The sequence below is a fragment of the Serratia grimesii genome, from assembly GCF_900186025.1.
In the GTDB taxonomy this organism is placed as follows: Bacteria; Pseudomonadota; Gammaproteobacteria; order Enterobacterales; family Enterobacteriaceae; genus Serratia; species Serratia grimesii.
Window position 1 is genome coordinate 385,581 of record NZ_LT883155.1, and the last position, 21,224, is coordinate 406,804.

The 21,224-nt window shown below is 53.9% G+C and carries 19 protein-coding genes and 3 tRNA genes; 13 read left to right on the forward strand and 9 right to left on the reverse strand.

What is annotated here, in order from left to right:
* Positions 1–43: 43 nt before the first annotated feature.
* The 3 genes from SGBXF1_RS01745 (at position 44) to sugE (ending at position 940) form a co-directional block, all read left to right on the forward strand.
* Positions 44–172, forward strand: a complete 129-nt coding sequence (locus SGBXF1_RS01745; RefSeq protein WP_232103375.1) for an entericidin A/B family lipoprotein — start codon at positions 44–46, stop codon at positions 170–172.
* A gap of 121 nt (positions 173–293) precedes the next feature.
* A complete protein-coding gene (locus SGBXF1_RS01750) occupies positions 294–425 on the forward strand; it encodes an entericidin A/B family lipoprotein (protein ID WP_012004877.1) in 132 nt (43 codons plus the stop codon).
* 197 nt (positions 426–622) lie between these two features.
* Complete coding sequence (gene sugE / locus SGBXF1_RS01755) at positions 623–940, forward strand: quaternary ammonium compound efflux SMR transporter SugE (protein WP_037425920.1); 318 nt, start codon at positions 623–625, stop codon at positions 938–940.
* On the opposite strand, the gene blc is transcribed toward sugE, so the two are convergent.
* The 5 genes from blc to frdA all read right to left on the reverse strand — a co-directional run bounded on the left by blc (position 934) and on the right by frdA (position 4,858).
* On the reverse strand, positions 934–1,467 hold the full coding sequence (gene blc / locus SGBXF1_RS01760; RefSeq protein WP_186427731.1) for an outer membrane lipoprotein Blc: 534 nt from the start codon (positions 1,465–1,467) through the stop codon (positions 934–936). The two genes, sugE and blc, sit on opposite strands and share 7 nt — an antisense overlap.
* A gap of 87 nt (positions 1,468–1,554) precedes the next feature.
* A complete protein-coding gene (gene frdD / locus SGBXF1_RS01765; protein ID WP_020824891.1) occupies positions 1,555–1,914 on the reverse strand; it encodes a fumarate reductase subunit FrdD in 360 nt (119 codons plus the stop codon).
* 12 nt (positions 1,915–1,926) lie between these two features.
* A complete protein-coding gene (gene frdC / locus SGBXF1_RS01770; RefSeq protein ID WP_037425927.1) occupies positions 1,927–2,319 on the reverse strand; it encodes a fumarate reductase subunit FrdC in 393 nt (130 codons plus the stop codon).
* A gap of 15 nt (positions 2,320–2,334) precedes the next feature.
* Positions 2,335–3,069, reverse strand: coding sequence for a succinate dehydrogenase/fumarate reductase iron-sulfur subunit (locus SGBXF1_RS01775; protein ID WP_037425930.1), 735 nt, complete (start codon positions 3,067–3,069; stop codon positions 2,335–2,337).
* Positions 3,062–4,858, reverse strand: a complete 1,797-nt coding sequence (gene frdA / locus SGBXF1_RS01780) for a fumarate reductase (quinol) flavoprotein subunit (RefSeq protein ID WP_037425933.1) — start codon at positions 4,856–4,858, stop codon at positions 3,062–3,064. Before frdA ends, SGBXF1_RS01775 begins: the two co-directional genes overlap by 8 nt.
* Before the next feature lie 385 nt (positions 4,859–5,243).
* Here frdA and epmA point away from each other — a divergent pair, with 385 nt between their 5' ends.
* Positions 5,244–6,221, forward strand: coding sequence for an elongation factor P--(R)-beta-lysine ligase (gene epmA / locus SGBXF1_RS01785; RefSeq protein ID WP_037425937.1), 978 nt, complete (start codon positions 5,244–5,246; stop codon positions 6,219–6,221).
* 250 nt (positions 6,222–6,471) lie between these two features.
* On the opposite strand, the gene mscM is transcribed toward epmA, so the two are convergent.
* From mscM to rsgA, 3 genes are all read right to left on the reverse strand, one after another.
* Positions 6,472–9,819 carry a miniconductance mechanosensitive channel MscM gene (gene mscM / locus SGBXF1_RS01790; protein ID WP_061807518.1) on the reverse strand — a complete coding sequence of 1,116 codons (3,348 nt, stop codon included), beginning with the start codon at positions 9,817–9,819 and terminating at the stop codon, positions 6,472–6,474.
* Between the two features lie 13 nt (positions 9,820–9,832).
* Positions 9,833–10,726, reverse strand: a complete 894-nt coding sequence (asd, locus tag SGBXF1_RS01795) for an archaetidylserine decarboxylase (protein WP_186428452.1) — start codon at positions 10,724–10,726, stop codon at positions 9,833–9,835.
* A 75-nt stretch (positions 10,727–10,801) separates the two neighbouring features.
* On the reverse strand, positions 10,802–11,851 hold the full coding sequence (gene rsgA, locus SGBXF1_RS01800) for a small ribosomal subunit biogenesis GTPase RsgA (protein ID WP_186427732.1): 1,050 nt from the start codon (positions 11,849–11,851) through the stop codon (positions 10,802–10,804).
* Positions 11,852–12,034: 183 nt separating this feature from the next.
* Between rsgA and orn the strand changes: the two genes are divergently transcribed.
* From orn to SGBXF1_RS01820, 4 genes are all read left to right on the forward strand, one after another.
* Positions 12,035–12,580, forward strand: coding sequence for an oligoribonuclease (orn, locus tag SGBXF1_RS01805; protein ID WP_061807516.1), 546 nt, complete (start codon positions 12,035–12,037; stop codon positions 12,578–12,580).
* A 204-nt stretch (positions 12,581–12,784) separates the two neighbouring features.
* A tRNA-Gly gene (locus SGBXF1_RS01810) sits at positions 12,785–12,860 on the forward strand.
* A 64-nt stretch (positions 12,861–12,924) separates the two neighbouring features.
* Positions 12,925–13,000: transfer RNA gene (locus SGBXF1_RS01815), tRNA-Gly, on the forward strand.
* A gap of 54 nt (positions 13,001–13,054) precedes the next feature.
* Positions 13,055–13,130: transfer RNA gene (locus SGBXF1_RS01820), tRNA-Gly, on the forward strand.
* A gap of 298 nt (positions 13,131–13,428) precedes the next feature.
* Here SGBXF1_RS01820 and queG read toward each other — a convergent pair.
* The gene (gene queG / locus SGBXF1_RS01825) at positions 13,429–14,568 is read right to left on the reverse strand and encodes a tRNA epoxyqueuosine(34) reductase QueG (protein WP_037426493.1); all 1,140 of its coding nucleotides are present in this window, start codon (positions 14,566–14,568) and stop codon (positions 13,429–13,431) included.
* On the opposite strand from queG, the gene nnr reads away from it, so the two are divergent.
* From nnr to miaA, 5 genes are read left to right on the forward strand one after another with little or no spacing between them, the layout of a single operon-like run.
* Positions 14,567–16,078: a bifunctional ADP-dependent NAD(P)H-hydrate dehydratase/NAD(P)H-hydrate epimerase gene (gene nnr, locus SGBXF1_RS01830; protein WP_186427733.1), complete on the forward strand. Its 1,512-nt coding sequence runs from the start codon at positions 14,567–14,569 to the stop codon at positions 16,076–16,078. The two genes, queG and nnr, sit on opposite strands and share 2 nt — an antisense overlap.
* A gap of 14 nt (positions 16,079–16,092) precedes the next feature.
* Positions 16,093–16,563, forward strand: a complete 471-nt coding sequence (gene tsaE, locus SGBXF1_RS01835) for a tRNA (adenosine(37)-N6)-threonylcarbamoyltransferase complex ATPase subunit type 1 TsaE (RefSeq protein WP_037426487.1) — start codon at positions 16,093–16,095, stop codon at positions 16,561–16,563.
* A gap of 7 nt (positions 16,564–16,570) precedes the next feature.
* Complete coding sequence (amiB, locus tag SGBXF1_RS01840) at positions 16,571–18,367, forward strand: N-acetylmuramoyl-L-alanine amidase AmiB (protein ID WP_037426485.1); 1,797 nt, start codon at positions 16,571–16,573, stop codon at positions 18,365–18,367.
* A 22-nt stretch (positions 18,368–18,389) separates the two neighbouring features.
* Complete coding sequence (gene mutL / locus SGBXF1_RS01845) at positions 18,390–20,264, forward strand: DNA mismatch repair endonuclease MutL (RefSeq protein WP_037426482.1); 1,875 nt, start codon at positions 18,390–18,392, stop codon at positions 20,262–20,264.
* On the forward strand, positions 20,257–21,198 hold the full coding sequence (miaA, locus tag SGBXF1_RS01850; protein WP_186427734.1) for a tRNA (adenosine(37)-N6)-dimethylallyltransferase MiaA: 942 nt from the start codon (positions 20,257–20,259) through the stop codon (positions 21,196–21,198). The genes mutL and miaA overlap by 8 nt, the downstream gene beginning before the upstream one ends.
* Positions 21,199–21,224: the final 26 nt, after the last annotated feature.

Genomic DNA, 21,224 nt, shown 5'->3' on the forward strand with positions numbered 1-21,224 from the left:
TTTGTTTTATCCCTTCCCGTATATTGTTGGCAGAATCTGCATAATGAAGAAAACGCTGTTAGCCGTTGTCTCCTTATTGTTACTGATGTCCCTTAGCGGTTGTAATACTTTCCGTGGCTTCGGTGAAGACGTTCAGCACCTGGGTGGCGCTATCTCGCGTACGGCCAGTTAATAATTATTAATTTAATTAATGTATTTGTGCGAATAAAACCATTTTAAACAGCAACTCCCGTTAATATTTACTAAGCTTAGAAAGCTGTACTTATTCATCACTGACAAATAAGGACTTTCATATGCTGAAGAAAAGTATTATCGCGATTTTCTCTTTGATGTTCTTAGCCTCATTGACCGCATGCAATACCACTCAAGGCGTGGGCGAAGATATTCAGGCTGGCGGTAAGGCCATCCAGCGCAGCGCGGAATAGCCCGCATTCTTGATCCTGGTGGTATTTCCCTCGGTGGGATACCACCGCATCGTCAAACCTGCTTGCCTGCCTGTTTACGGGCCTGATATCCTGCCTCTGGCGGCTCTCCTTGCCCGTCACTTCTCATAAAACTGAACGGGACGACCCGTTTGCGTGTCATTGTTCGGGGACGACCCCACAGTTATGGAGGCCGTCTCATGGCTTGGATTATTTTACTTATCGCGGGATTACTTGAAGTTGTATGGGCTATTGGCCTGAAATACACCCATGGATTTACCCGCCTGACGCCAAGCATCATTACTGTCGTTGCAATGGTGGTCAGTATGGTGCTGTTGGCGAACGCGATGAAAACGCTACCTGCGGGCACCGCTTATGCCGTGTGGACGGGGATCGGTGCTGTGGGGGCGGCGATTATGGGGATGGTATTGCTGGGGGAGTCGACCAATATTGCACGTATTATCAGCCTGTGCCTGATTGTTGTCGGCATACTCGGGCTGAAGTTCAGCAGTCATTGATTCTGAGATTGCTTCACCCAGATTAGCTTATCCGTATCAAAGCCGTTGTTTTTCGCGGTTTGTACTAATCTGTCGCGCGTGGCGGCATCTAGCGTCGGCGTGCGCGACAGAATCCACAAATACCCCCGGTTTGGGCCGCAAACCAGTGCGTAGCGATAATTCGCATCCAACTCAATCACGTTATAACCACCGTAGAAGGGCCCAAAAAAGGACACCTTAAGTGCAGCTACCTGCGGTGATCCAGTAAAGTAGGCCTTGCCTGTGCTTTCCTGCCATTGTTGTTTTTGCACATTAAAACCTCGATTAACCACTTTGAGGCCACCGTCTTCGCGTGGGCTGTAATGGGCGGTGACCTGCTCAAGGCCGCGTTCAAAGCGATGATCAAAGCGAGCAATTTCATACCAGGTACCGAGGTAACGTTTGCTGTCGAAATCATTCACTACTTTGATATTCTGTGGTGGAGAAACGCTGCAAGCGGCGGAAAGGAAAGCGGGAATAATCGAGCATAGCTTTGACCGAAAACGCATGGGTTACTCCTGTTTACCGGATTGAAATAAACAGTTTAGCCTAAAGGCAAAGCAGGCGACCAACGGGAGTTGGCCGCCAGATGTGTTTTATAGAGTAACCACGCCAATCACGGTGACTACGCTGAGGATTGCCGCCAGACCGTAGAATACCCACTTGCCCGCTGGCACGTGGATTTTCAGATCGTGCATCGCGTGGTGGATACGGTGTAGACCGCACCACAGTGGCAGGATGATCATCAACAGCAGGAACAGGCGACCGATCAGGCTCTGGCAGAAGGCCAGCACGCGGTCATAACCGAGTGCATCTCCGGGGAACCATCCCAGCGGCAGCAGAATACCGACCAGCAACACGATAGCGGGCGCGATGATTGCCCCCCACATGCCTCCGGCGCCGAATAATCCCCAGAAAACCGGTTCGTCTGAGCGTTTAGGTGCTTGATTTATCATGTTTCCTCCGGATTACAGCAAGGCCACGGCCAGGATGACCACGCTGGCGACCAGCGTTACCGCCCACAGCGCTTTGACGATAGGCCCAGGCCCCATTTTCTCGCTGTTGACCACGATATTGGCGGCTTTCGGTGCCAAATCGAACCAGGTTTTGGTGTGCAGCAGCGCCGCCAGCAGGGCGACCACGTTAATCAGCAGCACCAATGGGTTTTGCAGAAAACCGACGAAACCTGCCCAGCTATCCGCTCCGCCTTTCAGCGCAAAAACGCCGTAGATCAGCACGATGCTGAACCACACTGCTGGCACCGAGGTCCCTTCACGCAGCATATAGAAACGGTAGAAGCCGAGCTTTTGCCACCAGGTCGGCGTCATGGTGCGCACATAGGGCTTACGTTGTGTTGTCATTGCTGTTTATCTCCCTTATTGCGGCTTCAGCATGGCGATCATGAAGTCTTTGGCGCTTTCCACCTTGCCCTGCTGAATAGCAGCGGCCGGATCAACGTGTTTTGGACAGACTTCAGAACAATAGCCAACAAAGGTGCAGCTCCAGACGCCGTTCTGGCCGTTGAGCTGTGCCATGCGCTGTTTCTGGCCGTGGTCGCGGTTATCCAGGTTGTAGCGATGCGCCAGGGTGATAGCCGCAGGACCAATAAACTCTGGATTCAAACCGAACTGTGGACAGGCGGCGTAGCACAGACCACAGTTGATGCAACCGGAGAACTGGTGATACTTGGCCATCTGCGCAGGGGTTTGGACGTTAGGACCATCTTCCGGTTTACGGTTATTGCCGATGATATAAGGCTTAATGGCTTCCAGGCTTTCGATAAAGTGAGTCATATCGACCACCAAATCACGTTCAATCGGGAAGTTACCTAATGCCTCTACTTTCATACCGTCGGTATATTCGCGCAGGAAGGTTTTGCATGCCAGTTTTGGCACGCGGTTGACCATCATGCCGCACGAGCCGCAGATCGCCATACGGCATGACCAGCGGTAGGAAAGGTCGGGTGCCAGGTTATCCTTGATGTAGCCCAGTGCGTCGAGCAACGAGGTCTGCTCATCATAAGGTACTGCGAAGGTCTCGAAATGCGGTTCGGCATCACGTTCTGGGTTATAGCGCATGACCTCGATTTTTAGCGTGTTCATCTCAGCCATTTGCCTGCTCCTTATCCTTTTTATCTTGCGCTTCGGCTTCAGCGCCGTACACACGTTTGGCCGGTGGCAGTTTGGTGATCTTCACGTCGCTGTATTCCAGGCGTGGTGCACCGTTCGGGTTATGGAACGCCAGTGTATGCTTCAGGAAATTCACGTCGTCACGTTCGGTACAGCCTTCATCCAGACGCTGGTGGGCGCCACGGGATTCTTTGCGGTTTATGGCCGAGTGTGCCATGCATTCGGCCACGTCCAGGCCGTAGCCCAACTCGATGGTGTAAAGCAGATCGGTATTGAATACGCTGGAGCTGTCGGTGATTTTGACGCGCTTGAAACGTTCTTTCAGCTCAGCCAGTTTATCGACAGTTTTCTGCATCAATTCTGGTGTGCGGTAAATGCCACAGCCTTCTTCCATCGACATACCCATCTCGTCGCGGATCTTGGCCCAGTTCTCGTTGCCTTCCTGTTTCATCAGGTTGCTTAGCCGGGTTTCGACGTCACGCCCTTGCGCATCCAGCGCACTGCCGTTGGCCGGACCGCTTTCCAATGCCCGCCGTGCTGCGTGTTCACCGGCGACTCGGCCAAACACCACCAGTTCTGCCAGTGAGTTGGAGCCCAGGCGGTTAGCACCATGCAGGCCGACGGAAGAACATTCGCCGACGGCAAACAGCCCTTTGATGCGTGTTTCACAGTTTTGGTCGGTTTCAATGCCGCCCATGGTGTAGTGCGCAGTCGGACGCACCGGGATAGGCTCTTTCACCGGATCGACGCCGACATAGGCTTTGGCCAGTTCACAAATAAACGGCAAGCGCTCAAGCAGTTTCTTCTCACCCAGATGACGCAGGTCGAGATAAACCACGTCCCCACGTGGTGTTGGGACGGTGCGGCCAGCACGCCATTCGTGCCAGAAAGCTTGCGAAACTTTGTCGCGCGGGCCCAGTTCCATGTATTTATTCTTCGGTTCGCCCAGTGGGGTTTCTGGCCCCATACCGTAGTCTTGCAGATAGCGATAGCCGTCTTTATTCACCAGGATGCCGCCTTCACCACGACAACCTTCGGTCATCAGGATGCCGGAGCCTGGCAAGCCGGTCGGGTGATATTGGACGAATTCCATATCACGCAGCGGTATGCCGTGATGGAACGCCATGCCCATGCCATCACCGGTAACGATGCCGCCGTTGGTGTTGTAGCGGTATACGCGTCCAGCACCACCGGTCGCCATAATCACTGCATTGGCGCGGATCTGCACGCGGGTGCCTTCCATCATGTTCATCGCGATCAGGCCACGGGCCTGACCGTCATCCACCAGAATATCCAGTACAAAATGCTCGTCAAAACGCTGGATTTGCGGGTATTTGAGTGATGTCTGGAACAGGGTGTGCAGCATATGGAAGCCGGTTTTATCGGCGGCGAACCAGGTGCGTTCAATCTTCATGCCGCCGAAGCGACGCACGTTGACTGAACCGTCTGGTTTACGGCTCCACGGGCAACCCCACTGTTCAAGTTGGATCATTTCACGTGGGCAGTTGTGAACGAAATGGTCGACGACGTCCTGTTCACACAACCAATCGCCACCGGCAACGGTGTCGTTAAAGTGGTAGTCAAAGGTATCGTGATCCTGAGTAACGGCGGCGGAGCCCCCTTCGGCGGCCACGGTATGACTGCGCATCGGGTAAACTTTAGAGATCAGCGCGATTTTCAGTTGGGGATTGGCTTCCGCTGCGGCTATTGCTGCACGTAAACCAGCACCCCCGGCCCCAATAATGGCAAGATCGGCGTTAAAGGTTTGCACTGCATTCCTCCAATATTCTTGTTAAGAACGGCAAATTAAATATCTATGCTTAATATTTATAAAAATTCTTCGGGTGCTAACTAATTGAGTTCATTGTCGTTGCATAAAGACTAAGGATAGATATCTCCCACCAATAATGTGGAATTAACTATACCTAAAGATAAGTAGAAGAAATTTGATGTGATCGATTGTTTTGCCTTTTAACGCGAAGCTGGAAGGATAATTGCCTTCAAGGGGTATTTAACGTTTATTCACCTTTTATTAACCTTGTTGCTAAGTATTTATCAGGAAATACCGCCATTGAAGGCACCGGGCTGTTAAGAATTTGTTTGCATGCCAGGATACGAGTAGACTGCATCCCCTGTTTGATTTCGGAGTAATTACCATGAGCGAAACGGCAAGCTGGCAGCCAAGTGCACCCATCGCCAATTTGTTGAAACGCGCAGCGATCCTGACTGAGATCCGGCGTTTCTTCGCCGATCGTGGCGTATTGGAAGTTGAAACGCCAACCATGAGCCAGGCGACGGTCACCGATATCCACCTGTTCCCGTTCCAGACGCGTTTCGTCGGGCCCGGTGCAGCGGATGGCCTGACGCTGTACATGATGACCAGCCCGGAATACCACATGAAACGGTTGTTGGCTGCGGGTAGCGGACCGATCTATCAGATGGGGCGCAGTTTCCGCAATGAAGAAGCTGGTCGCCACCATAACCCGGAATTCACCATGCTGGAGTGGTACCGTCCGCATTACGACATGTACCGGCTGATGAATGAAGTGGACGATCTGTTGCAGCAGGTATTGGATTGCGACAGCGCGGAGACTCTGTCGTATCAGCAGGCGTTCTTACGCCATCTGGATATTGATCCGCTGTCAGCGGAGAAAGCACAACTGCGTGAAGCTGCGGCCAAGCTTGATCTGAGCAATATTGCCGATACCGAAGAAGATCGCGATACGTTGTTGCAGTTGCTGTTCACCGTTGGTGTTGAACCTAACATTGGCCGTGACAAGCCGGCGTTTGTTTATCATTTCCCGGCCAGCCAGGCATCGCTGGCGGAGATCAGCACCGAAGATCACCGGGTGGCAGAGCGTTTCGAGGTCTATTTCAAAGGCATTGAGCTGGCGAATGGCTTCCGTGAACTGACGGACAGCCGCGAGCAAGGTCAGCGTTTTGCGCAGGATAACCGCAAACGTGCGGAACGTGGCTTGCCTCAGCACCCAATTGATAACAATCTGCTGGATGCTTTGCAGCACGGCATGCCGGAATGTTCTGGTGTGGCGTTAGGGATTGATCGGTTGGTTATGCTGGCGTTGGGGGCCGAGAGCCTGAGCGAAGTGATTGCCTTCCCGGTCGACCGTGCATAACTGCGATACCCGTCGTCTTTTAAGCTGCAGCGTTCAAATCTGTTCCTGACAGATTTATCGCTAACCTCAGTTACTGTAGAGGGCGAATAAATTGGTCCTGATGAATGCGGACGTAGCATGCGGCGCCCCTACAATAGCTGGGGATGAGCGAGTTGGCCGCCTGGCTGCAATTTGAAAGCCATAGGGTATATTGTGGTGATAAAAGGGTTCGGTGTTGCATTGCACGCCAAACCCTTTTTGCATTCTGCGTTTACAAACTGCCCGATTCTCGCTTGGTACTTGGCGTCGGTGTTGATGGCGGAGTGCGGCCGTTACTGGTCAAACGCGACAGCGTCTCGCTGCGGACCTGGAACGGAGGGTATGGCAGCGTAATGCCGTGCTCGCGATAACCGGCCAGGATCAACTGATGAATCTCGTGACGCAGTGGCATGCGGTGGCCCATTTCTGCGGCGTAGATACGCAGTTCAAAGATCTGGATACCTTGCTGTAGATCGACCAGATACACTTCTGGTGCCGGGTTATCCAGCACCAGCGAGCAGCGCTCAGCGGCGTTTGTCAGGATCTTGGTCACTTCTTCACTGTTGGCATCCGCAGGCGCCGGCACGGTCAGTACCACACGGGTAAGGTTGTCTGACAGCGACCAGTTAATGAACTGTTCGGTGATAAATGCCTTGTTCGGCACGATGATCTCTTTGCGATCCCAATCCGAAATCGTCGTAGCACGGGTGTTGATCTTGGTGACGCTACCGGTCAGGTTGCGGATCGTCACCGTATCGCCGATACGGATCGGTTTCTCGAACAAAATGATCAGGCCGGAGATAAAGTTAGAGAAGATCTCCTGCATACCAAAACCCAACCCCACGCTGAGCGCAGTCACTACCCATTGCAGTTTCGACCACTCGATGCCGATCCAGGCAAAACTGAGCAATGCTCCGAACAGCAGCAGCAGATACTTGGTGATGGTGGTGATGGCATAGCCAGTGCCTGGCGTCAGATCCAGGTGTTGAAGCACTGCCAGTTCCAACAGCGCCGGCAGGTTACGCACCAGCTGCATGGTGACGATCAGCACCAGAATGGCGATCAATACCGCACCAAGGGTGATTGGATGCGCGGTATCCACCCCATTGACCGTCGAGCTGACGTTCCACAGAGTGATGTTTTCCAGGAAGCTAAAGGCGGAATGAATTTCTGACCACAAGACGATCACTGACACGAGCGCGATCATTGTCAGGATCGAGCGAACCAACCGCAGTGATTGGGCACTGATGGTGTCCAGATCGATCTCCGAGTCATCCAGATCCATCGAACCTTCGGTGCTGTTGGGGGCGTGTGAGGTTTCCTCTTCACCACGCGCTCGCTGGGCCAGGATATCGGCACGGCGCTGTTTGGCGCGGTCGAAGGCGATACGGCGGCGCTGGATCAGCATCCAACGGCGAATAATATGGTAAATCACTAGCAGGAAGAACCAGATTGCGACCGAGGTTTCCAACCGTGCCAGCAGCGCCTGTGACGTAGTCAGGTAGCCGACAGCGGAAGCCAGCGCCGCCAGCACCGGTGCCGACAGCAGCAGCCCCCACAGCGCGGTGTTGATCATGTTCTCGCCGGAGCCTTTCTTGTCCAGATACAGCGGAATTCCGGCACGTTTCAGGCTGTTGGTGACGATAGCCAGCGCTAAACACAGCAGGATAAAGCACAACCGGCCGAGGGTGTTGGCAAACTCGCGTTCTTTCAGGCTGTCGAAGGTGATCAGAGCCATAATCAGCGGCACGATCAGCCAGATCGACATTTTGTAGTAGCGCATGGCGCGTGAAACTTGCTTCGCCGGCCAGCGGAAGTGCACGATGAATAACCCTTGCGGGTGAGCAAACGCGGCGCAGATCATACATACCCAGAGGATCGGCAGTGTGGCCGTCACTCCTTTGCCGATTGCTTCGGCGACCGGGTAATTCCAGGCGCTTTGCAGGCCAAACCCGAGTGCTGCCCACAGTACAGGTAGTGGTAGAGCAACCAGAATTGACCAGAACACGGTGCGTACGGTCAGGAAAAATTCGTCTTGGGTGACCTTACCAACCCGGCTGCTGGCTCGTGTCAGAAAGTCGTGATAGTGCTTACGGGAACTGATGCTGAAAATGACCAGCAGCAGAGCACCGAAAATGGGGATCAGTGTTTCGCGGCTGGTCACCATCATCATAAAGGCGCCACCGAGCTGCGATAACGTATCCAGAGACAGCAAGAGCGTGAGATCATGCGCCACATTAATCGGGTAGGACAGGGTAATCGGATTAACATCCGGCACCCAGAACAGATAGCGGTGTGTAGCGTCCTTAATCTCGTTCAGTGCTTCAATCAGCTGGGTATTGGCCACTTTCAGCTTAGTTAGCTCGAGAATTTGTGTATCGCAGCCAGAAAGCAGTGAATTCAGGAGTTCACGCTGGGTACGCAACTGAGCGTCGACAATGCGTCGTTCCGCGCTAGTCAGTTCACTGCCGTCGTCACGTTTGAACTCTCGCTGAGGCAGTTTCTCCAACTGGCTTTCAAACTGCAGCCGTTGCACGCGCAGTTGAGCCATATCGCCATCGAGCTGCTGTGGCTTGGGCATTTCCGGTAGTGTTGCCACCTGAGCGCGCAGGGTTTCGCCGAGCGCCGATGAAGAACCGAGCCACTGAGCTTGTTCGATAATGGTACTTAATGCCTGACGCACCTGCAGTGTTTGGGCGGCGGCCTGGCGTTGTTGGGATGAGATCAGGTCCATACGCTGGGCCTGATTATTCAAGGCGGCAGAAAGCTCCCGGTTAATCTGTAACTGCTGACTGATGCTTTTTGGCAGATCGCCATTTTGTTCGGCGAGCTGTTCGGTCTTTTCCAACGCCAGTTCGGCTTCACGCTGCCGTTGCGCGTTGAGGTTGTTGCGTAGCGCTTGCAGTTGGACGTCAATCTTCTCATGGCGCTTTTTGTAGACTTCGGCGCGCATTCGCGCCAGTTCCTGGCGGTTGTTGGCCGACAGTTGCGCCAGTTCGAGTTCATCAACCTTAGCTTTACGCGCTGCGGCCTCTGCCTGCAACAACGCCAGTGCTGCTTGCGCATGCGGGGTAGTTGGGTTGGCGGGCTGAGCTTGCAGGCGGCGTTGTACTTCAGTCAACGCACGGCGAGCATCGGTCTGCTGTTGCGGCAATTGACCAAGAGAGTCGCTGATCTCTCGTGTACGATCCTGTTCTTGTTGAAGCAAGCGAGCCTGTTCCAGCAGCAGACTACTGGTCTGCAGTATTTGCTGTTCCAGATCGCTGGCCGGCAGGTTATCGCCGTTTGGCAAGATTTTACTGTCTTCCAGCGTTAACTGACGGCGCAGCTCCTGCGTCATCTTGGGGAAGTCGTCGATCACGCGTTGATACTGTTCAACGCGCGTTAACGACTCTTTACGCTCCGACAACCAATTGAGGGCGCTTTGCAGTGCCTCTGTCGTTTCCGCCTGATTAGGCGCGCTTTTGTTGCTCTCGGCCTGCTTCAGCTCTTGCTTAATCTGAGCTTCAGTGGGCACCGTAGCGGCCAGCACCGGTTGAGACAGTAAACAACCGAGCAATAGCGTGATAATCAGGCGCACAGCGTCAATTCCTTTAGATCTGTGGTGATGCGGCGGCAGGCGCGGCTGGGATTTCTGCATAGGCCTCGCCCATGCGGGTCACGGTGCCGTTATTTAACTGTGGAGCAAAGGCTACGCTGCCTGGAGTAAACAGATTGATGACGGTAGAGCCAAGTTTGAAACGACCCATTTCAGCGCCTTTTTCCAAAGCGATAGCACCTTCAGCGCCTTCTTCCGGATAGGTCCAGCGTTTGATCACGCTTTCGCGTGGTGGCGTTACGGTGCCGGCCCATACCGTTTCGATACTGCCGACGATTGTAGCACCGACCAGAATCTGCACCATTGGCCCGATGGCGGTATCAAATACGCAGATGACACGCTCATTGCGTGCGAACAGGTTCGGCACATTGGCGGCGGTTAGCGGATTGACGGAGAACAGGTCACCCGGGACATAAATCATTTCGCGGAGCACACCAGCGCAAGGCATATGCACACGGTGATAATCACGCGGAGCCAGGTAAGTGGTGGCAAACAAGCCGTTACGGAAGGGTTCCGCCAACATGTAGTTGCCGGCCAGTAACGCTTCCAGGCTGTAGTAATGACCTTTAGCCTGGAAAATTTGATCGTCGTTGATCGGGCCGAGCTGGCTTATCGCGCCATCGGCAGGCAGCGCCAACCAGTTGGCGTCGTCGATAATCGGACGCGCACCGTCACGGAGTGGCCGCACAAAGAACTCGTTAAAAGTGCCATAAGAAGCCAGGTCAGGGTTTTGTGCTTCCTGCATGTCCACGCGGTAATAGCGGGCAAAAGCCTTAACCACCAGTTGGGTCAGCCAGCCAGCTTGTTTATCCGCACCCCAGCCAGCCAGGCGGGTGAGTGCCAGCTTTGGCAACCAATACTGCAATTTAATTTTGATGCTATCCAGCACGTTAACCTCGTAAATCGGGGTAAAGGGCGCGCATTGTAACTGTGGATCCGCCACAGTCAACGCCGCCCGGTATTATCAGTCTGCGGCGTCCGTGAAGTTCTTGCGAACCTTCACTTGCGCCATGCTTTCCAGAATACGGTGGTAGTTGTCAAAACGTTCTTTCGCGATATCGCCTTTCTCCATCGCTGCACGGATGGCACAACCTGGATCGGTATCGTGGCGGCAGTCGCGGAATTTGCAACCGCCTAAATAGTTACGGAATTCGACAAAACCTTGAGTGATTTGTTCCGGTTCCAGGTGCCACAGACCAAACTCGCGTACGCCTGGGGAGTCAATCACATCACCGCCGTGCTGGAAATGGTACAGCCGTGCAGCGGTAGTGGTATGTTGCCCGAGGCCAGAGACATCGGAAACCTGATTTACCAGAATTTGCTCTTTGGACGCTGGCAGCAAAGCGTTCAGCAGGCTGGACTTGCCGACCCCGGATTGGCCTGCAAAGATGCTGATGCGCCCGACTAGCGCTTGTTCAAACGCTTCCATACCTTCACGTGTCTGGCTGGACACTTCCAACACTCGATAACCAATCTTGCGATAGGTATCCATCATACCGTCGACCCGTTTGCGCGCTTCGGCGTCCAACAGATCAATCTTGTTCAGGACGATCAGCGGCTCAACTTCCAGCGTTTCACTGGCCACCAGGTAACGGTCTATGATGTTCAGAGAAAGTTCGGGTAAGATCGCCGAAACGATAACGATTTGGTTGATATTAGCGGCGATTGGCTTCACGCCGTCATAGAAGTCCGGGCGTGTCAGGACCGAGGTGCGTTCATGTACCGCCTCGACAATCCCTTTGACCCCTTCATGGGTACCGACACCAGGACGCCACACCACGCGATCACCGGTTACCAGTGAACGCAACGTACGGCGGATATTACAGCGATGCTGGGTGCCATCCGTTGCTTCAACGTCAGCGTGCATACCAAAACGGCTGATTACGATGCCGTCCTGCGGCTCGCCCAGTTGGGAATCATCCAGTTCCGGTTTGTTATCAGTGCGCTTCAGGCGACGTTGATGGTTCGCCTGCACGCGGCGTTCTTGACCTTTGGACAGTTTGTTCTTGCTCACTGCGCCTCACTTGAATCCGCTTTATCGCTCATGGCGACCAAAAAGACTATGATACACGCTATTTTATATTAAATAACCGTTGTTAGCCGCCACGCGCAGCGCACCTCTGCCAGCAAACAGCCAGCGTCGGTCGCCGCCTTGTCCACAGTTTGTTTATCTTTTGGCTTTTACGCAGGAAATATCATGACAGGAAACGAAAATAACCTGATTTGGATCGATCTGGAAATGACTGGGTTGGATCCTGAGCGCGATCGCATTATCGAGATCGCTACATTGGTCACTGACGCCAATCTGAACATCCTTGCAGAAGGGCCGGTAATCGCCGTACATCAATCTGATGAACAGCTAGGGCTGATGGATGACTGGAACGTGCGCACTCATACTGGCAGCGGGCTGGTGGAGCGTGTGAAGGCCAGCCAGTTCGACGACCATGCCGCTGAGCTGGCTACCATTGCCTTTTTGCAGCAGTGGGTGCCTGCGGGCAAATCACCGATTTGTGGCAACAGTGTTGGCCAGGACCGTCGCTTCCTGTTCCGTTATATGCCAGAGCTGGAGGCTTACTTCCATTACCGCTATCTGGATGTCAGCACGCTGAAAGAGTTGGCGCGTCGTTGGAAGCCGGAAATTCTGAGCGGTTTTAAAAAGCAAGGGACTCATCAGGCGATGGATGACATCCGTGAATCGGTGGGTGAGTTGGCCTATTACCGTGAGCATTTCATCCAGTTGTAATAGATGTGGGCCCCCTCGACAGGGGCCGTATTACCAAAGGCACCTGAATTCGCCGCTTAATTAATCAGTTTGCCGTTTTAATCAGCAATCAAACAAAAATCGTGTTTTTTTGCTTTCAGGGGCTTGCGGCAAAAAGGATTTCTCGTATAATGCGCACCCCGTACCGATGAAGAATTTCGTTTAGTTCCGACATCGATGCGCCGGGCGGGAATAGCTCAGTTGGTAGAGCACGACCTTGCCAAGGTCGGGGTCGCGAGTTCGAGTCTCGTTTCCCGCTCCAAATTCAACAATGCTGCTTTTGTGGCGTGATGAATAAAAATAGTATCAAGTAGTACCCATGCGACGCGGGAATAGCTCAGTTGGTAGAGCACGACCTTGCCAAGGTCGGGGTCGCGAGTTCGAGTCTCGTTTCCCGCTCCAAAAAATTCAAAGGCCATGTTTTGTTTGATGGCCGGATGCCCAAAGCATCTCAATGCGGGAATAGCTCAGTTGGTAGAGCACGACCTTGCCAAGGTCGGGGTCGCGAGTTCGAGTCTCGTTTCCCGCTCCAATTTTATCTTCGATTTATCTCAGTCCAACGCCTTTACCGGCGCGGTTCCTTGCCCCGTTATACATATCCTGTCGAAATGTTGTGAACAGACTTATCCACAGGTAGCGTACATAATACCGTCAGCTCAAAAAATCAACGCCACACAAATGAAATATTTATTGCATTGATTTGTAAGTATATTTATTTATCGGAAAACGTTATGCCGATCACTTGCTCTTTTTGTTGCAGTTGAAAGACAAAGCATTTTTATTTTTATGCACAAATCCACAGAGTGACTCTCGGGTCAGGATGAAAGCGTTTAGGCATCCCTCGGTAATCCTTTTTCCACAGCGCGTACCAATCGTTTTTTCTGCATTGTCTGCACTTCTACACCTTGCGCCTCACGCCGTATCCATTGCTGTTCAATAGCCCAATGGATATGTTCGTCCAGCATGGCGTTCTGTTCTAAGCGGGAACGCAGTGCCATCACCACGGCATCCTGATAAGGGGCATTGCCCAGTGCGACGGCGATATTACGCAGCCAGCGCAAATGGCCGATTCGCCTGATGGCAGAACCTTCGGTGATGCGTAGGAATTTTTCTTCGGTCCAACCAAACAGGTCTATGAGTTGTGGCGCATGCAGGGCGGCGCGTGGGCTGAAATCATCTTCGTCGGTGAGCTGTGAGAAGCGGTTCCACGGGCAAATCAGCTGGCAGTCGTCACAACCGTAAATGCGGTTGCCCAATAATGGGCGGAATTCTTCTGGAATAGCCCCTTCCAGCTCGATGGTCAGGTAGGAGATGCAGCGCCGGGCATCCACAGTATAAGGGGCGACGATGGCCCCCGTTGGGCAGGTGGTGATGCAGGCAACACAACGGCCACATTGCTCCTGCTGTGGTTCATCTACTGGTAACGGCAGATCGATAAGCAGTTCGCCGAGAAAAAACCAGGAGCCAGCCTCACGATTCAAAATAAGTGAGTGTTTACCAACCCAGCCAATCCCGGCCTTGGAGGCCAGTGCACGTTCCATCACCGGTGCGGAATCGACAAACGGGCGAAAATTAAGCTCCCCACAATAGGCTTGGATCTGATCGCCGAGCTTTTTGAGCCGTTGGCGCAGTAGTTTGTGGTAGTCACGGCCCAGCGCATAGCGGCTGATGTAGCCCAGATTAGGGTTTTGGAGTGTGCTAGCAAAGGCCGCTTTGGCTGGCAGGTAATTCATGCGTACGCTGATCACTCGCAATGTCCCCGGTAGTAGCTCATGAGGGCGGGCACGTAACATGCCATGGCGCGCCATCCACTCCATCTCACCGTGATATTGTTTGTCCAACCATGCCTGCAGTTTGGGTTCTTCCGCACTGAGATCGGTGTCGCAGATGCCGACCTGCTGGAATCCTAGCGATTGCCCCCATTGCTTGATATGTTGGGCGAGTTGATTGAGATCGAGGGGGTGAGTCATGACGGGCCACAGTGAAAAACAGTACTCTGATAGTTTATCACACTCTGTCTGGTCTGCGGACTGGATCCGGCGTTCGGAAGCGAGCGCCGCTGCTTCGCTGGGTATCTCGCTCTATCAACTGATGCAGCGCGCTGGTGAGGCGGCTTACGCCCTGGCGCGCGACCAATTTCCTGCTGGCCACCATTGGTTGGTGTTGTGTGGCCATGGCAACAATGGTGGCGACGGCTATGTTGTCGCTCGGCTGGCGGCGGCAACTGGCGTTAAGGTGAGCTTGATCGCCTGTGAAGGTACACGTCCATTACCGCCAGAAGCCGATGCAGCCAGGCAAGCTTGGCTGGCCAGCGGTGGTGAAATTCATCCGGCCAACACCCGTTGGCCAGAAGGCATTGATTTGATTATCGATGGTTTGCTAGGTACCGGATTAAGCAGTGCGCCGCGGGCGCCGTACGACGCTCTGATTGAAGCCGCGAACCGCAGTCTTGCGCCAGTGATCGCACTCGATGTCCCTTCAGGCCTGTTGGCTGAAAGCGGTGCCGCTCCCGGTGCGGTCATCCGCGCGATGCACACGATTACTTTTATCGCCCTCAAACCTGGTTTGTTGACAGGCCAGGCACGTGATTGGGTCGGGCAACTTCACCAGAGTACGCTAGGATTATCTGGTTGGCTGGTGAAGCAACCGGCTCAGATTCAGCGGCTTACTGCTCAATCGTTACCTCAGTGGTTAAAACCACGCCGTCCTTGCTCGCATAAAGGTGAACAGGGGCGCCTGTTGGTGGTAGGAGGCGATCATGGTTTTGGTGGTGCAATACGTATGGCGGCAGAAGCGGCTTTACGCAGCGGTGCGGGGCTAGTGCGAGTGCTTACTCACATAGAGCATGTTGGCCCCTTACTGACCGCCAGACCAGAACTGATGGTACAACCGTTGAATGACGATGCGCTGCAACAGGCGCTCAACTGGGCAGATGTGCTGGTCGTGGGGCCAGGGCTGGGCCAGGGGGAATGGGCTAGGAATGCGCTGAAAGTATTGCAAGCCAGTGATAAACCGGCGTTATGGGACGCGGATGCGCTGAACTTACTGGCATTAAATCCCGAGAAGCGTCAGAATCGTGTAATTACCCCGCATCCTGGGGAGGCCGCCCGCCTACTAGGGTGCCGTACCGCTGATATTGAGAGTGACCGCTTACTTGCAGTACGCAATCTGGTGGCACGTTACGGCGGCGTTGCCGTGTTGAAAGGCGCGGGTACGCTGATCGCAGACGACCAAGGCCAGATGGCGATAGCTGACGTCGGTAATGCTGGTATGGCCTCCGGTGGTATGGGCGATGTCCTGTCAGGCATAATCGGCGGTTTGGTGGGGCAAAAGCTCTCGCTGTATGATGCAGCCTGTGCCGGGTGTGTGGTACATGGCGCAGCCGCCGATCGTGTGGCGGCAAGACAAGGAATAAGGGGAATGTTGGCGAGCGATTTAATGCCGGAAATTCCTTATTACGTTAATCCTGAGTTGGCATAAATAGAAACTATCGAATGAAAGAACTCGTTTTACCTCTGTCGGATGAGGCATCGACTGTCGCATTGGGTGCCGCCTTGGCTAAGGCGTGCGATCGCGCCAGCGTAATTTATCTTTACGGTGACCTGGGCGCCGGTAAAACCACCTTCAGCCGTGGGTTCCTGCAGGCATTAGGCCATCAGGGCAACGTTAAAAGCCCAACCTACACGCTGGTGGAGCCCTATGCGCTGCAACCGTTAGCGGTATACCATTTTGATCTGTATCGCTTAGCCGATCCGGAAGAACTCGAATTTATGGGCATTCGCGATTATTTTGCGCAGGATGCTATTTGCTTGGTGGAATGGCCGCAGCAGGGTACAGGCGTATTGCCGGAGCCGGATCTGGAGCTACATCTCAGCTATCAGGATCAGGGCCGAGAGGCAAAAATTCAGGCGGTTTCCGCCTACGGCAGCCAGCTTTTAGACCGTATTCACGGGCCACAGGAATGACGCCGCAATGACGTATGCGTTGAGAAAACTATTCGTAATCGCCCTGATCGCCGTATTGGGGCCTTTGGGTGTGGCTAGTGCGCTGGCTGCATCATCGCTATCAGATATTAAAGTTACCAATGCTCAGCGAGAAGCTACGGTATCTGTGAGTTTCACCGGCCCGCCGGACTATGCCTTCTTCCCGTTACACGGTCCGGACCGCGTGGTTTTGGACGTTAATCAGAAAGGCAAGGTCGGTGGTTTGCCGCTGAATTTCAGCGGTCAGAACCTGGTGAAAAGCATTCGTTCCAGTACGCCGAAAGATGCCCAGAGTGTGCGTTTGGTGTTTGATTTGACTCAGCGCTCGAAGACTCGGGTCGCTACTCGTCAGAATGGCAGTGTCTATACCGTGGTGTTCACTATTGCTGCTGAAGGCAGTGCTAATACCAACATCGTGCGTAAAACCCCTGCGCCTGCGCCGCTGGTTGTAAGCCAGCCGACGCGTAAAGCACCGGTGGTTGTGGAAGAGTCTGAGCCGGAACCGGTGCGTAAAGCGCCAAGCGGTTCGAATCCTTTTACTAATAAACCTACCGTTGTTGCAGGTACCGCATCAGAGGTTACGCCGCGCAGTAGCCGAGTTTCCGCAGGTTCTGGCGATCGGGTGGTAGTGGCGATTGACGCAGGTCATGGCGGGCAGGATCCAGGGGCGATCGGCCCGAACGGGCTGAAAGAGAAAAATGTCACTATCGCCATCGCGCGTCGTCTGCAAGCGCTGTTGGATGCCGATCCCCAGTTTAAACCGGTGTTAACGCGTAATGGCGACTACTTCATCTCAGTAATGGGGCGTTCCGATGTGGCACGTAAGCAGGGCGCAAACGTGTTGGTGTCCATTCATGCTGATGCTGCACCAAATCGCAGTGCTAATGGGGCTTCTGTTTGGGTTCTGTCCAACCGCCGAGCTAACAGTGAGATGGCGGGTTGGCTGGAACAACATGAGAAACAATCTGAACTACTGGGTGGTGCGGGGGATTTGCTGGCCAACAGCCAGGCGGATCCTTATTTGAGCCAAGCGGTACTGGATCTGCAATTCGGTCACTCACAACGTGTGGGTTACGATGTCGCAGTCAAAGTATTGCAGCAGTTGCAGAGTGTTGGTTCATTACATAAGCGTCGTCCAGAGCACGCCAGCCTTGGCGTACTGCGTTCGCCGGACATTCCATCATTGCTGGTGGAAACAGGATTTATCAGTAATAGCACGGAGGAGCGGCTGCTCGGCAGTAGCGCATATCAGGATAAAATTGCCAAGGCGATCCACAATGGCCTGCGCAGTTATTTCCTGGCGCATCCGCTACAAGCCGACCCAAAGGTGGAAAACCGACCGCTGGACGTCGCAGCGGCGGTTAAATCCTCAACACCAGACGTCGTCAGTCAGCCTACTCCGGTCGTTAGTTCGGCCGGGGGTAGCCGTATTAGCGGTAAAACACAGATTCATGTGGTGAAACGGGCGGAGACGCTCTCCGGTATTGCCGACAGTTATGGCACCACCATGGCGGCGTTGCGTGATCTGAACAAGCTGAAGAAGGATGGCGTGTGGGTCGGTCAGCGTCTCAAAGTGCCCGCGGGAAAATCCGTCGCCGTAGTTAGCACGGTCGCCAAGGCCAAATCCAGCGTGAAGAAGCCGTCGAAGCATAAAGTGGCCCGCGGTGATACGCTGACATCTATTGCTAGCCGTTATGGTGTCAGTGTCAGTGACCTTAAACGTGTGAATAAACTGAAGTCGGACGTCGCGCCGCTGGATCGGACGTTGACCATTCCGCAGGCCTAGCGCCAATATTACAGGAGTCAGCATGCCCATCCAGGTGTTACCGCCCCAACTTGCTAACCAGATTGCCGCCGGTGAAGTGGTTGAACGGCCTGCATCAGTGGTCAAGGAACTGGTGGAAAACAGTCTGGATGCTGGGGCGACGCGGATTGATATTGATATCGAACGCGGGGGTGCCAAGCTGATTCGTATCCGTGATAATGGCTGTGGCATCGGCAAGGACGATCTGGCGTTGGCATTAGCCCGCCATGCCACTAGTAAAATCAGCACGCTTGATGATTTAGAAGCCATTGTCAGTCTCGGATTTCGCGGTGAAGCGCTGGCCAGTATCAGCTCAGTTTCGCGTTTGACACTAACCTCACGTACCGCAGAACAAAACGAAGCTTGGCAGGCCTACGCCGAAGGCCGTGATCAGGCGGTGACGGTCAAGCCGGCGGCACATCCGATAGGTAGCACGCTGGAAGTTCTGGACTTGTTCTACAACACACCAGCGCGGCGCAAATTCATGCGCACCGAGAAAACCGAATTCGGCCATATCGATGAAGTGGTGCGCCGCATTGCGCTGGCGCGTTTCGATGTGGCGATCAACCTCAGCCACAACGGCAAACTGATCCGCCAATACCGCGCTGCGAAAGACGAGAGTCAGCATGAGCGACGGTTGGGTAGTATTTGCGGCCCGGCCTTTTTGCAGCATGCGCTGAATATCTCATGGCAGCATGGCGATCTGACCATTCGTGGTTGGGTGGCCGATCCTGCGGGCACACGACAACTGGGCGAAATGCAGTATTGCTACGTCAACAGTCGCATGATGCGCGATCGTTTGATCAATCACGCTATCCGCCAAGCCTATCAGGATCAACTGAAAGACGACCAGCAGCCCGCTTACGTGCTGTATCTCGAGGTGGATCCCCATCAGGTTGATGTGAATGTTCACCCGGCTAAACACGAGGTGCGATTCCATCAGGCGCGGCTGGTGCACGATTTTATTTATCAGGCGGTAACCACCGTGTTGCAGCAGATCGGCAATGCGCCGTTGCCGCTGGCTGATGAGCAGGATCAGGAACCTGCACCCGTTTGGCAGCCTGAAAATCGCATTGCTGCCGGCGGTAACCATTTCTCACAACCGGCACCGTATCGCGAGCCGCAATCTGCCGAACCCGCCGTCGTGCGTGAACGTGCCCCGCAACCTGTCTATCATGCAGGCGGGGGGTATCAAAAGCGTGAAGGCGAACTGTACGGCAAGCTGTTACAAGCGACTACGACGGCTGAACCTCAGCAAGCAACGCAGAAGCAACCACTGTTCCCACCGGCCAAGTCCGCACAGGAAACACCGCTGTCCGGTAGCCAGCACAGTTTTGGACGCGTACTGATGATCCACCCACCCTGCTATGCGTTGATTGAAAACTGTCAGCAACTGATGTTACTTAATTTACCGGTGGCTGAACGCTGGTTGCGCCAAGCGCAGCTTAATCCGTCAGAAGAGGGGTTACGGCCGCAACCGCTGTTGATCCCTATCAAGCTGGCGTTGAGCAAACAAGAAGCGGCCGCCTGTGTGCATCATCAACCGTTGTTGGTCAAAATGGGGTTAGACCTGCAGTCTGATCATGGGCGTGTGACCTTGCGCGCAGTACCTTTACCATTACGCCAACAAAATTTACAAAAACTGATACCCGAACTGTTAGGCTACTTGGCCGAGCATCAGGAGATGTCGCCCGCGGTGTTGGCAACATGGTTCGCCCGCCATTTAGGCAGTGAACACGAACAGTGGAACACCTCGCAAGCGATACAATTACTGACCGACGTTGAACGACTTTGCCCGCAGCTGGTCAAATCACCACCGAGCGGACTTTTACAACCTGTTGATTTACAGGCTGCACTGGCAGCCCTTAGGCATGATTGAAACTGAAATGACACCACGTCCCCCGGCTATTTTTATCATGGGGCCGACCGCCTCGGGCAAGACCGCGTTGGCGATCGCGCTGCGTGAACGCCTGCCTGTGGAATTGATCAGCGTGGATTCCGCGCTGATTTATCGCGGCATGGATATCGGCACTGCCAAACCGAGCGCTGAGGAATTGGCGCAGGCACCGCACCGGTTGATTGATATTCGCGATCCTGTTGAAGCCTATTCAGCAGCGGATTTTCGCGCTGATGCGTTGAAAGAGATGGCTGAAATCACCGCTGCCGGACGTATCCCGCTGTTGGTGGGGGGCACCATGCTCTATTTCAAAGCACTGTTGGAAGGATTATCGCCGTTACCCTCCGCGGATCCTGTGGTGCGTGAACGCATTGAACAGCAGGCTGCAGAGCAGGGGTGGGACGCTCTACACCGTCAGTTACAAGAGATTGATCCCGTTGCGGCATTGAGAATTCATCCTAATGATCCGCAGAGACTGTCCAGAGCACTGGAAGTTTTTTTTATTTCGGGTAAAACTTTAACGGAACTGACTAAAATTTCGGGTGAATCGTTGCCGTATCATGTTCACCAATTTGCGATAGCACCGACCAGCCGTGAGTTGATTCATCAACGCATTGAGCTGCGGTACCATCAAATGTTGGCGGCGGGTTTTGAGACGGAAGCGCGTGCACTTTTTGCACGGGGTGATTTGCATACGGATTTGCCTTCCATTCGCTGTGTCGGTTATCGCCAGATGTGGTCATATTTATCTGGTGAGATTAGTTACGATGAGATGGTTTATCGTGGTATTTGCGCAACGCGTCAGTTGGCCAAGCGCCAAATGACCTGGTTACGAGGCTGGAACTCGGTACATTGGCTGGACAGCGAGAAGCCGGGAGAGGCTTTGGACTCGGTAATACAGGTTGTTAGTGCATAGGTTGAGTGATTGTGTACAATTGATGA

What these genes read in the sequence shown, in the direction of transcription:
- SGBXF1_RS01750 (WP_012004877.1), top strand. Translation starts at nt 294, where the DNA reads ATGCTGAAGAAAAGTATTATCGCGATTTTCTCTTTGATGTTCTTAGCC.
- epmA (WP_037425937.1), top strand. Translation starts at nt 5,244, where the DNA reads ATGAGCGAAACGGCAAGCTGGCAGCCAAGTGCACCCATCGCCAATTTG.
- queG (WP_037426493.1), bottom strand. Translation starts at nt 14,568, where the DNA reads ATGACTCACCCCCTCGATCTCAATCAACTCGCCCAACATATCAAGCAA.
- SGBXF1_RS01775 (WP_037425930.1), bottom strand. Translation starts at nt 3,069, where the DNA reads ATGGCTGAGATGAACACGCTAAAAATCGAGGTCATGCGCTATAACCCA.
- mutL (WP_037426482.1), top strand. Translation starts at nt 18,390, where the DNA reads ATGCCCATCCAGGTGTTACCGCCCCAACTTGCTAACCAGATTGCCGCC.
- miaA (WP_186427734.1), top strand. Translation starts at nt 20,257, where the DNA reads ATGATTGAAACTGAAATGACACCACGTCCCCCGGCTATTTTTATCATG.
- sugE (WP_037425920.1), top strand. Translation starts at nt 623, where the DNA reads ATGGCTTGGATTATTTTACTTATCGCGGGATTACTTGAAGTTGTATGG.
- frdC (WP_037425927.1), bottom strand. Translation starts at nt 2,319, where the DNA reads ATGACAACACAACGTAAGCCCTATGTGCGCACCATGACGCCGACCTGG.
- SGBXF1_RS01745 (WP_232103375.1), top strand. Translation starts at nt 44, where the DNA reads ATGAAGAAAACGCTGTTAGCCGTTGTCTCCTTATTGTTACTGATGTCC.
- blc (WP_186427731.1), bottom strand. Translation starts at nt 1,467, where the DNA reads ATGCGTTTTCGGTCAAAGCTATGCTCGATTATTCCCGCTTTCCTTTCC.
- frdD (WP_020824891.1), bottom strand. Translation starts at nt 1,914, where the DNA reads ATGATAAATCAAGCACCTAAACGCTCAGACGAACCGGTTTTCTGGGGA.
- nnr (WP_186427733.1), top strand. Translation starts at nt 14,567, where the DNA reads ATGACGGGCCACAGTGAAAAACAGTACTCTGATAGTTTATCACACTCT.
- tsaE (WP_037426487.1), top strand. Translation starts at nt 16,093, where the DNA reads ATGAAAGAACTCGTTTTACCTCTGTCGGATGAGGCATCGACTGTCGCA.
- amiB (WP_037426485.1), top strand. Translation starts at nt 16,571, where the DNA reads ATGACGTATGCGTTGAGAAAACTATTCGTAATCGCCCTGATCGCCGTA.
- orn (WP_061807516.1), top strand. Translation starts at nt 12,035, where the DNA reads ATGACAGGAAACGAAAATAACCTGATTTGGATCGATCTGGAAATGACT.